General features: G+C 64.2%; 9 protein-coding genes, 1 tRNA gene, 2 pseudogenes and 1 riboswitch. Of the genes and pseudogenes, 3 read left to right on the top strand and 9 right to left on the bottom strand.

Annotated elements, in window-relative coordinates:
- Positions 1–4: 4 nt before the first annotated feature.
- Both LDZ26_RS10550 and LDZ26_RS10545 read left to right on the top strand, forming a co-directional pair.
- Positions 5–779, top strand: a pseudogene (locus tag LDZ26_RS10550) (acetyl-CoA C-acyltransferase); the annotation flags it as partial.
- A gap of 50 nt (positions 780–829) precedes the next feature.
- Positions 830–1,240: pseudogene (locus LDZ26_RS10545) on the top strand (SDR family oxidoreductase); the annotation flags it as partial.
- A gap of 122 nt (positions 1,241–1,362) precedes the next feature.
- Here the strand turns inward: LDZ26_RS10545 and LDZ26_RS10540 are convergent.
- The 9 genes from LDZ26_RS10540 to LDZ26_RS10500 all read right to left on the bottom strand — a co-directional run bounded on the left by LDZ26_RS10540 (position 1,363) and on the right by LDZ26_RS10500 (position 8,021).
- A tRNA-Lys gene (locus LDZ26_RS10540) sits at positions 1,363–1,438 on the bottom strand.
- 144 nt (positions 1,439–1,582) lie between these two features.
- Positions 1,583–2,332: a tol-pal system protein YbgF gene (gene ybgF, locus LDZ26_RS10535; protein ID WP_175945299.1), complete on the bottom strand. Its 750-nt coding sequence runs from the start codon at positions 2,330–2,332 to the stop codon at positions 1,583–1,585.
- A gap of 36 nt (positions 2,333–2,368) precedes the next feature.
- Complete coding sequence (gene pal / locus LDZ26_RS10530) at positions 2,369–2,875, bottom strand: peptidoglycan-associated lipoprotein Pal (RefSeq protein ID WP_244847193.1); 507 nt, start codon at positions 2,873–2,875, stop codon at positions 2,369–2,371.
- 54 nt (positions 2,876–2,929) lie between these two features.
- Positions 2,930–4,222, bottom strand: a complete 1,293-nt coding sequence (gene tolB, locus LDZ26_RS10525; RefSeq protein ID WP_244847192.1) for a Tol-Pal system beta propeller repeat protein TolB — start codon at positions 4,220–4,222, stop codon at positions 2,930–2,932.
- 107 nt (positions 4,223–4,329) lie between these two features.
- Positions 4,330–5,424: a cell envelope integrity protein TolA gene (gene tolA / locus LDZ26_RS10520; RefSeq protein WP_244847191.1), complete on the bottom strand. Its 1,095-nt coding sequence runs from the start codon at positions 5,422–5,424 to the stop codon at positions 4,330–4,332.
- Complete coding sequence (tolR, locus tag LDZ26_RS10515; protein ID WP_175944941.1) at positions 5,421–5,864, bottom strand: protein TolR; 444 nt, start codon at positions 5,862–5,864, stop codon at positions 5,421–5,423. The genes tolA and tolR overlap by 4 nt, the downstream gene beginning before the upstream one ends.
- 12 nt (positions 5,865–5,876) lie before the next feature.
- Positions 5,877–6,554 (bottom strand): protein TolQ, encoded by a 678-nt coding sequence (gene tolQ / locus LDZ26_RS10510; RefSeq protein ID WP_175944939.1) that lies wholly within the window; start codon positions 6,552–6,554, stop codon positions 5,877–5,879.
- 123 nt (positions 6,555–6,677) lie between these two features.
- Positions 6,678–7,148 carry a tol-pal system-associated acyl-CoA thioesterase gene (gene ybgC, locus LDZ26_RS10505; protein ID WP_244847190.1) on the bottom strand — a complete coding sequence of 157 codons (471 nt, stop codon included), beginning with the start codon at positions 7,146–7,148 and terminating at the stop codon, positions 6,678–6,680.
- 126 nt (positions 7,149–7,274) lie between these two features.
- A complete protein-coding gene (locus LDZ26_RS10500; protein WP_244847189.1) occupies positions 7,275–8,021 on the bottom strand; it encodes an SDR family NAD(P)-dependent oxidoreductase in 747 nt (248 codons plus the stop codon).
- 221 nt (positions 8,022–8,242) lie between these two features.
- A riboswitch (ZMP/ZTP riboswitch) is annotated at positions 8,243–8,341 on the top strand.
- A gap of 148 nt (positions 8,342–8,489) precedes the next feature.
- Here LDZ26_RS10500 and glyA point away from each other — a divergent pair.
- Complete coding sequence (gene glyA / locus LDZ26_RS10495; RefSeq protein WP_175944933.1) at positions 8,490–9,737, top strand: serine hydroxymethyltransferase; 1,248 nt, start codon at positions 8,490–8,492, stop codon at positions 9,735–9,737.
- Positions 9,738–9,744 lie beyond the last annotated feature (7 nt).

Below are 9,744 nucleotides of genomic sequence, written 5' to 3'. Positions count from 1 at the left end.
CCTGTGGCTCACCGCCAACAAGCCCGGGATCTACTGGGGCATTTTGCAGACAGCGGAACAGGTCGCTCAGCGCTACGGCGTTTCGCGCGAGCGTCAGGACGAGTACGGCGTGCGCAGCCAGCAGCGCGCGGCAGCGGCGCGCGGAGGCGGGCCGCTTCGACGACGAGATCGTGCCGATGACCGTCACGACGGGCGTCGTCGATCGCGCGACCGGCGATATCGTGAGGCGCGAAGTGACCATCGCCGCCGGCGAAGGCATTCGCGCGGACTCGACGCTGGAAGGCGTCGCGAAGATTCGCAGCGAGCTGCCGGGCGGCGTCATATCGGCGGGCAACGCGTCGCAGTTCCCGGATGGCGCGTCGGCGTGCGTGGTGATGGATGCGCGCGTCGCCGCATCGAAGGGCATTGCGCCGCTCGGCGTGTTTCGCGGCTTCGCGGTGGCGGGCTGCGAGCCGGACGAAATGGGCATCGGACCGGTGTTCGCGGTGCCGAAGCTATTGAAGAAAGCGGGCCTGACGGTTGACGACATCGGCTTGTGGGAGCTGAATGAGGCTTTCGCCGTGCAGGTCTTGTACTGCGCGGATACGCTCGGCATTCCGATGGAGCGGCTCAACGTGAACGGCGGCGCCATTGCGGTGGGGCATCCGTTCGGCGTGTCGGGCGCGCGGCTCGTCGGACACGCGCTGATCGAAGGCAAACGCCGCGGCGTGAAGCACGTCGTCGTGACGATGTGCATCGGCGGCGGACAAGGCGCGGCCGGCCTCTTCGAAGTGCTTTGACAGGGAAGAGAGGCATCCGGTGATCCTCACCCGGCGCGCCTCCGCGATCCTTCCGGCTGACGCAGCGCATCGGCAAGCTGTCCATGATCCCGCGCCGCTATGGACGCGTCATCAACGTGGCGTCGATCTCTGGGCTCGCGGGCAACGCGCCGGGCACGATGGAGACGATCGCGTACAACACGTCGAAAGGCGCGGTCGTGCACTTCACGCGAACGCTGGCGGGCGAGTGGGGCGAGCACGGCATCACGGTGAACGCGCTCGCGCCCGGCTTCTTTCCGTCGAAGATGACGCAAGGTTCGCTCGACCGGATGGGCGTCGAGCGCATGTGCGAGAGCATTCCGCTTCGCCGTCTCGGCCACGACGAAGATCTGAAGGGCGCGGCTGTGTTCTTTGCCAGCGATGCGGGCAAGCACATAACCGGGCAGGTGCTGGCCGTGGATGGCGGGGTGAGCGCGGTGTAGGTGCGGTGTCTCGACTGCGGCTGTGTGCAGAAGCGTCCGTTCGTCGAGAGAACTATCGAGCGAACTAATTAGCAGAAACGACAAAGGGTTACAGGCTTGCGCCTGTAACCCTTTGAATTCTTTGGTAGGCCGTGCGGGATTCGAACCTGCGACCAACGGATTAAAAGTCCGCTGCTCTACCAGCTGAGCTAACGACCCGAGAGAGGCAAAATTATAAGCGGCGATCTCGAAGACTGTCAACCGTATATCGCCGTTACTCGCTCAAGAAAAACGCCCGCGGCATGCGTGCCCGCGAGCGTTCTTCAACGAGAGGCGCGGAACCGGAGAACCCCGAAGCTCCGCTTACTTCACCTGCGACATCTTGCTTTGCGCCGTCTGCGCGACTTCAGTGCCCGAATACTGCGAGATGATCTGTTGGAGCGTCTGCTTCGCAGCCGATTTCTGCCCCTGCTCGATCTGGTTATTCGCGATTGCGAGCAACGCTTCGGGTGCTCGCGGATGCGTGGGGTACGTCTTCACCAGATTCTGCCAGATCGCCGTCGAGCCCTTGTAGTCGCGCTGCGCATACAACGCGTTGCCGAGCCAGTACTGCGCGGTCGGCTGATACGGGCTTTGCGGATACTTCGCGACGAACGCCTTGAACGACGCCGCGGCACCCTTGTAGTCACCGTTACGGAACTCCGTCGACGCTGCGTTGAACGCTTCCGTCTCGCCAGGCTGCACCGAACCCGTCACGCCGTCGATGGTCTGCTGCTGCGGCTCGAACTTCTTCAAGCGCGTATCGAGATCGGCGTAATAGTCCTTCTGCTGCTTTTGCAGCGTGGCCACCTGGTTCGCCAGGTCCTCGTTCTGGCCGCGAACCGTCGCGAGCTGCTGATTCAGCTGGTCGAGGCGGTTCTGCTGATCGAGGATCGTGCGCTGCGCAGCCTGCAACTGATTGGTGAGGCCATCGGTCTTGGTGCGCAGATCGAGCACGGCTTTGCGCGCCTCGTTGTCGTCGAAGACGCCGGCGTGCGCGGGCACGCCGAGCATTGCCGAACCGGCTACACACGCGGCTGCGGCAGCGCGCAGCAAGGGAAAGCGATACAACATAGGGCGAGTCACCCGTGACTGGTTACGTTAGTTCGATTACTGCTGGTACACGAGATCCGCACGGCGGTTCTGCGCGTACGACGATTCGTCGTGACCCGTCGCCATCGGCTTTTCCTTGCCGAGGCTCACGGCTTCCATCTGCGAATCGGCTACGCCCATCAGCGACATCGCGCGACGCACGGCTTCCGCACGCTTCTGGCCGAGCGCGAGGTTGTACTCGCTCGTGCCGCGTTCGTCGGTGTTGCCCTGAATCAGGACGTGACGCTCCGGATGGCTCTTCAGATACGACGAATGTTGTTGCAGCAGCGGCTGATAGTCGTCCTTCACGGCGTAGCTGTCGAAGTCGAAATAGATGCTGCGCTTGGCGAGCGGGCTGTTCGGATCGTTCAGCGGGTCGATGTTGACTTGCTTCACGTCCGTCGGGTTGGGCTGCGTGCTCACTGCACCCTTGTTTGCGCCTTCATCGAGCTTCACGCCCGAATGACACGCGGCCAATGCGCCGACCATTGCAACTGCCAGGCCGATACGGAGTTTCGACATCATGGTACCTCTCCTTGTGTTGTAGCTGAACGTTGTAGGTGAAACGTATTGCTGGACTTATTGCATGAACGGACCCCAGGACGGCTCGCGCACCGCGCCGCCCTGTACGGACAAGACTTGCCGGGTGCGACCATCGGTCGATACGGCTGCCAACACGCCACGTCCGTTCACTTGGGTGGCGTAGAGGATGTACTGACCATTCGCCGCGAAGCTCGGCGATTCGTCATGCGTCGTGTCGGTCAGCCCCGTTGCCGTGCCGGACGCGAGGTCCTGCAAATACAGCTTGAAGCCGCCGCCGGTGCGCGAAATGTACGCGAGTTGCTTGCCGTCCGGGCTCACGCGCGGGCTCGTGTTGTAGCTGCCCGTAAACGTGACCCGCTGGGCCGCGCCGGCAGATTCCCCCGCCGCCGGCATTCTGTAGATCTGCGGTTGGCCGCCGCGATCGCTCGTGAAATAGATGGAGTTGCCATCGGGCGAGTAGGCCGGCTCGGTATCGATGGAACTGCCTTGTGTCAGACGGCGCAGGCCGGTGCCGTCCGCGTTGACTTCGAAAATCTGCGTATTGCCGGTGCGCGACAGCGCGACCGCGAGCTTGCGGCCGTCAGGCGACCACGCCGGCGCACTGTTGTTGCCCTTCTGATTCGACACGACGATGCGGCGCCCCGTCGGCAGGTCGTGAATGTAGACGACCGGCTTCTTCTTCTCGAAGGACACGTACGCGACCTTCGTGCCGTCCGGCGACCACGCCGGCGAGATGATCGGTTCCGGGCTGGAGAGGGCGATCTTCGCGTCCTGGCCGTCCGAATCCGAGATCTGCAACTGATAGCGCCCGCCCGTCTGAATGACATACGACAGGCGGGTGGCGAACACGCCCCGGCCGCCGAGCAGCTTGGCGTAGATGTAATCCGCGATCTTGTGCGCGCTCATGCGCAGGCCGCTTTCCGCGCTGACGAGCGACAGGCCGCCGAGATTCTGCTGCTTCACCGTGTCATAGAGGCGAAAGCGCACTTCGTACTGGCCGTTCGACAGGCGCGTGACGCTGCCCGACACGAACGCGTCCGCGCCCTTGGCCTTCCACGCGCCGAGATCGACGGATTCGGTTTCCGAGACCGGCGTGCTGCCCGCGTCGATGTTCGTGAACTTGCCGCTCCTCTGCAAGTCCTGACGAATGATCGCGCTGATCTGCTGCGGCGAGCTCGCCTCGTTGGCGAAATTGGCCGTCGCGATCGGGAACTGCGTCGAACCGACGCCGGTGACGAGCACGTTCAACTGGGCGTGTGCGGCGGTGCCGGCTGCGATCAGGCAGGATGCGACCAGCGTTCTCAGGCCAAGCTTCGTCATCAAACTCATGCTGTTTAGGTTCCGAAAAAAGCGTTTTCAAGTGTCTGGGGAATGCAGAAACAGACCCCCGGTTGCACGATTCGTTCCCACGTGGCAGCGGCCGTCAGCCGGCCGAATCAGCCTCCCGCCGGGCGCAGCGTGATGGTGAAATGATCGGGCGCCTTGCCGTCGGTATCGACGGGCATCGGGTCCGAACGCTGCACCGCGCGAAGCGCCGCCTGATCCCATTGCTCGTTGCCGCTCGACCGGCTGATGTTTGCCGAGAGCAGCGTGCCCGACGGCGAACAACGGACCGACACGACGGTTTCGAGTCCTGCGGTCTCACCCGCCCACACGATGTTCGGCCGCACGCGCCGCTGCACTTTCTCGGCATAACCCGGCGATGTCGCGTTGCCGCCCGCGCCCCGGCCCGTGCCGCTCTTCGCGAGCCCTTCGCCGCTCGAACTCGTGCCGCCGCCCAACTGGCCTTGCAGCGCGGCGAGCCGCGCACGGCGCTCGGCGTCGACCTTCGCCTTCGCTTCCGCGTCGGCCTTCGCTTTTGCCTGGGCCTTGGCTTTCGCTTCGGCGTCGGCCTTCGCGCGGGCTTCCTTCTGTGCCTGCTGTTGCTCGGCCTTGAGCTGTTCCGCCTTCTGCGCCTCGGCTTGTTGCTGGCGTTCCTTCTCCTGCTGCGCCTTGGCTTGCTGTTGCTGCTTTTGCACTTCGGCCTGACGCTGCTTCTCGATCTGCTTCTGCTTGTCCTGCATCGCCTTCTGCGCCGCGGCGGCCGCGGCTGCTTGCGCGGCGAGTTGCTGCTGGCGTTTCGCCTCGGCTTCTTGCTGCGCCTGCTGCTGCTCGCGACGCTGCTCGGCAAGCTGCGCCTCGCGCGCGGCGGCTTCCTGCTGCTTGCGCTTCTTCTCCTGCAACGCGATGTCCGCCTGCTCGTCTCGCGCGGGCGGCGGCGCGGGCTGCGCCTTTGCGGGTGCCGGCGGCGGAGGAGCGGGGCGCGGCGTAGGCGCGGACATGTCGGGGATATCGGTCCAGATTTCCGCTTCGGCGCCGGCCGGCGTGTTGTTCTGCCAGTTGATGCCGTGATAGAGCAGCCAGCCGAGCAGCAAATGCATGACGGCCGCGAGCGCGAACGCCTTGCCCGTGCCTCGCTCGCGCGGCGGACGGATGGGCCGCGCGGAACGCGCGCGCGCCTGCTGGGGCTGGCCGGTGCGACGATCGATCATTGCGATTTGACGAGCAATCCAACGCGCTTCACGCCGCGCGCTTTCATATCGGACATCACGTCCATGACGACTTCATACTTCACCGTTTTGTCCGCCGCGATCACGACCGGCTGATCCGGGTGCGACTCCTGACGATTGAGCACGAATGCGTTGAGATCGCCCTTCGTCATTTTCTGCTCTTGCGTCGCGCCGCCTTCTTCCTTGTAGCGCACGTTCATGCTGCCGTCCGCCTTGATGTTGATGACGAGCGGCGGCTGCTGTTCCTGCGGCTGCGCATTGCCGACGGTCGGCAGGTTGATGATCGAAGGCGACACGAGCGGCGCGGTCACCATGAAGATGACGAGCAGCACGAGCATCACGTCGATATACGGCACGACGTTGATGTCGGCCATTGCGCGGCGCGAACTGCCGCGCATGCTGGAACGGATCGGGCCTGCCATCGCGGACTCCTGTTAGTGCGCCTGACGCTGCAAGATGTTCGAGAACTCTTCGATGAAGGTCTCGAAGCGGATCGCCAGACGGTCGATGTCGTGCGCGTAGCGGTTGTACGCGACCACGGCTGGAATCGCGGCGAACAGGCCGATCGCGGTGGCGACGAGCGCCTCGGCGATGCCCGGCGCGACGTTCGCGAGCGTCGCCTGTTGCACGTTGGCAAGACCGCGGAAGGAATTCATGATGCCCCAGACGGTGCCGAACAAGCCGATATACGGACTCACGGAGCCGACCGACGCGAGAAACGCGAGGTTCGCTTCCAGCACGTCCATCTCACGCTGGAACGCGGCGCGCATCGCACGGCGCGAGCCGTCGAGAATCGCGCTCGGATCGGTGATGCGGCGCTCCTTGCCCTTCAGGAATTCGCGCATGCCCGACTCGAAGATACGCTCGAGCGCGCCGATGGTGTGACGGTTGTTCGCCGCGCTCTGATACAGCGCCTGCAGGTCGCCGCCCGACCAGAAGTCACGTTCGAAGCGCTCCGTCTGCGCGCGCGCGCGGCGAATGGCGAACCACTTGCGGAAGATGAAGGTCCACGACAGAAGCGACAGAACCAGCAAGAGCGCCATCACGGCCTGCGCGAGCACGCTGGCATGGACGACGAGAGATACGATCGACAGGTCTTGTGTATTGTTCATAAAGGTCCGCTGTTACTTCCCGCAAAACGGCGTCCGGTCGGGAGCGTCAGGCTTTCGTGAATGAAATGTGAACGGAACGAAAGCCGCGCCTGAAGCCGGTTCTTTCTCGATTGTCTTGCTCTGCTAACCACGGCTGGGTCCGCCATGCGGCGCAATGAGTGCACCGGCTGACTGCGCCGCAGGAGGGCCGCGTCGGAGTCCGTCGAGAACGGCTGCCGGAATGCCGGCCGGCCGAATGGATGCGCGATCCACCGACGCCACGCGAATCTCGCCGCTCGCGAGCAGCACGCCGTCGCGCCACGCTTCCTGATGGAAGTCCACCGACGCGCGCCCGAGCCGCCCGATACGGCTCACGACGCGGATCACGTCGTCGAGGCGCGCGGGCGCTGAATAATCGACGGACGTCCTTTTCACGACGAACACGATGCCGTCCGATTCCGCGAGGCGTTGCTGGTCGATGCCGCACGCGCGCAGCCATTCGGTACGCGCACGCTCGAAGAACTTCAGGTAATTCGCGTAGAAAACGATGCCGCCGGCGTCGGTGTCCTCGTAGTACACGCGAATCGGCCACTCGAAAACGGACGGATTGCTCACCTGCGCGCCGCCCCGCTTGCGCCGGGCCTTCTCAGACCGCTGCGGCTCGCTTTTTGACAGATATTCATCCGCGGCATTTTACCGGAACCCGCTAAGTGCTCGCCAAATCCTCAGTCAGTTTGCCGTTCAGCCGCGGTGAATTTGCAACGGTCCGAACGTCTGCGCGACCGGCATCAGTTCGATCGTGTTGATGTTCACGTGCGCAGGCCGCGTGGCGATCCAATAGATCGTGTCCGCGATGTCCTCGGCCGTGAGCGGCTGCACGTCCTTGTAGACGGACGCGGCTTTGTCGTCGTCGCCCTTGAAGCGCACGTTGGAGAACTCGGTTCCGCCGCACAGGCCCGGCTCGATATCCGTCACGCGCAATGCAGTTCCAGCGAGATCGGCGCGCAGGTTCAGGCTGAACTGCCGCGCGAACGCCTTGGTCGCGCCGTAGACGTTGCCGCCGGGATAAGGATAAGTGCCCGCCACCGAGCCGAGATTGAGCACGTGGCCGCGATTGCGCTCGACCATGCCCGGCAGAACGGCGTGCGTGACCGCGACGAGACCGGCGCAGTTCGTGTCGATCATGTTCTTCCAGTCGTCGAAGTTCGCGCGCTGCGCCGGCTCGAGACCGAGCGCGAGGCCGGCGTTGTTCACGAGCACGTCGATCTGCGCGAACCCGTCAGGCAGCGATGCGATCGCGTTTCGCACGGCGCTTTCGTCGCGCACGTCGATTTCGACGGGCAATAGCGCGTCGCCGAGTTCCTTCGACAACGCGTCGAGGCGTTCCTTGCGGCGCGCCGCCGCGACGACGCGATGGCCGCCCTTGACGAAAGCGCGCGCGATGGCGGCGCCGAAGCCGGCTGACGCGCCGGTGACGAAGACGATCATGGTCGAGCTCCGATTGGAGATAAGCGATAGGCCGGACCGGGCGGTGCACGGGCACGCGTCCGGCAACGGCGCAAAGAGTACTTCCATTGATGCCAGGCGGCAAGCGACCGCGCACGCGAACGACCGTGCTTCCGGGGGCAGCCAGGCACCGCGAAAGAGGCCCGCGGACGGGCCCGGAGTCCGGTTGCCTAAAGCCCGGCCGCCCATTAAACTACAACGCTCAAACCCCGCGTGACTGGCGATAGAATCTTCGGATTCAAGGTGGAACGACCCACTAGGAAGCGCGGAGCGTCGTTTTGCCGTTCGCCTGGGCAGCTGAGATCCGCGCGCCGTCGCTGCGTTGCCGGTGGCTGTCCGTTCTGCGAAACCGGATTCTTCCCTCATCCGCCGCGTCTGGACTTCATCGGTGTCCAGCCTTTCGTGCGCCCGCGCGATCCGGTCAACCTGTTTTGATCTCACGGAAAACGTATGTTCGACAGAGCCGAAAGTACCCTTGCCAAAGTCGATCCCGAATTGCTCAAGGCCATCGAGCAGGAAAACCGCCGACAGGAAGAGCACATCGAGCTGATCGCCTCGGAAAACTACACGAGCCCGGCCGTCATGGCCGCGCAGGGTTCGCAACTCACGAACAAATACGCGGAAGGCTACCCGGGCAAGCGCTATTACGGCGGTTGCGAGTACGTGGATATCGTCGAGCAGCTCGCCATCGACCGCGTGAAGCAACTTTTCGGCGCCGAAGCCGCGAACGTGCAGCCGAACTCCGGCTCGCAGGCGAACCAGGGCGTGTTCTTCGCCGTCCTGAAGCCGGGCGACACGATCATGGGCATGAGCCTCGCCGAAGGCGGGCACCTCACGCACGGCTCGCCCGTGAACATGTCGGGCAAGTGGTTCAACGTCGTGAGCTACGGCCTGAACGAAGCCGAAGACATCGACTACGAAAAGACCGAGGCGCTCGCCAAGGAACATAAGCCGAAGCTGATCGTCGCCGGCGCGTCGGCGTTCGCGCTGCGCATCGACTTCGAGCGTCTTTCGAAGATCGCGAAGAGCGTCGGCGCTTACTTCATGGTCGACATGGCGCACTACGCCGGTCTCGTCGCCGCCGGCCTCTATCCGAACCCGGTGCCGCACGCGGATTTCGTCACGACGACCACGCACAAGAGCCTGCGCGGCCCGCGCGGCGGCGTCATCCTGATGAAGGCGGAATTCGAGAAGCAGATCAATTCGGCGATCTTCCCCGGCATTCAGGGCGGCCCGCTGATGCACGTGATCGCCGCCAAGGCCGTCGCGTTCAAGGAAGCGCTCGCGCCCGAGTTCAAGACGTATCAGCAAGCCGTGATCGACAACGCTCGCGTGCTGGCGGAGACGCTCGTCAAGCGCGGACTGCGCATCGTGTCGGGCCGCACCGAAAGCCACGTGATGCTGGTCGACCTGCGCGCGAAGAAGATCACGGGCAAGGCCGCGGAAGCCGCGCTCGGCGCCGCGCACATCACGGTGAACAAGAACGCGATCCCGAACGATCCGGAGAAGCCCTTCGTCACGAGCGGCGTGCGTCTCGGTTCGCCCGCCATGACCACGCGCGGCTTCGGCGTGAAGGAAGCCGAAATCGTCGGCAACCTGATCGCGGACGTGCTGGACAATCCGGAAGACCAGGCGACCATCGAGCGCGTGCGCGCGCAAGTGGCCGATCTGACCAAGCGTTTCCCGGTCTACCGTTAATCCTCTA

The organism is Caballeronia sp. SL2Y3, from assembly GCF_022879575.1.
GTDB lineage: Bacteria > Pseudomonadota > Gammaproteobacteria > Burkholderiales > Burkholderiaceae > Caballeronia.
The sequence above is the reverse complement of the archived record's forward strand: the minus strand, read 5'-3'. Positions and strand labels throughout refer to the sequence as shown.

Coding starts and splice junctions, on each gene's coding strand:
- ybgF (WP_175945299.1), bottom strand. CDS start 2,332: ATGTTGTATCGCTTTCCCTTGCTGCGCGCTGCCGCAGCCGCGTGTGTA.
- tolA (WP_244847191.1), bottom strand. CDS start 5,424: ATGATCGATCGTCGCACCGGCCAGCCCCAGCAGGCGCGCGCGCGTTCC.
- pal (WP_244847193.1), bottom strand. CDS start 2,875: ATGATGTCGAAACTCCGTATCGGCCTGGCAGTTGCAATGGTCGGCGCA.
- tolB (WP_244847192.1), bottom strand. CDS start 4,222: ATGAGTTTGATGACGAAGCTTGGCCTGAGAACGCTGGTCGCATCCTGC.
- LDZ26_RS10500 (WP_244847189.1), bottom strand. CDS start 8,021: ATGATCGTCTTCGTCACCGGCGCGTCAGCCGGCTTCGGCGCCGCCATC.
- tolQ (WP_175944939.1), bottom strand. CDS start 6,554: ATGAACAATACACAAGACCTGTCGATCGTATCTCTCGTCGTCCATGCC.
- glyA (WP_175944933.1), top strand. CDS start 8,490: ATGTTCGACAGAGCCGAAAGTACCCTTGCCAAAGTCGATCCCGAATTG.
- tolR (WP_175944941.1), bottom strand. CDS start 5,864: ATGGCAGGCCCGATCCGTTCCAGCATGCGCGGCAGTTCGCGCCGCGCA.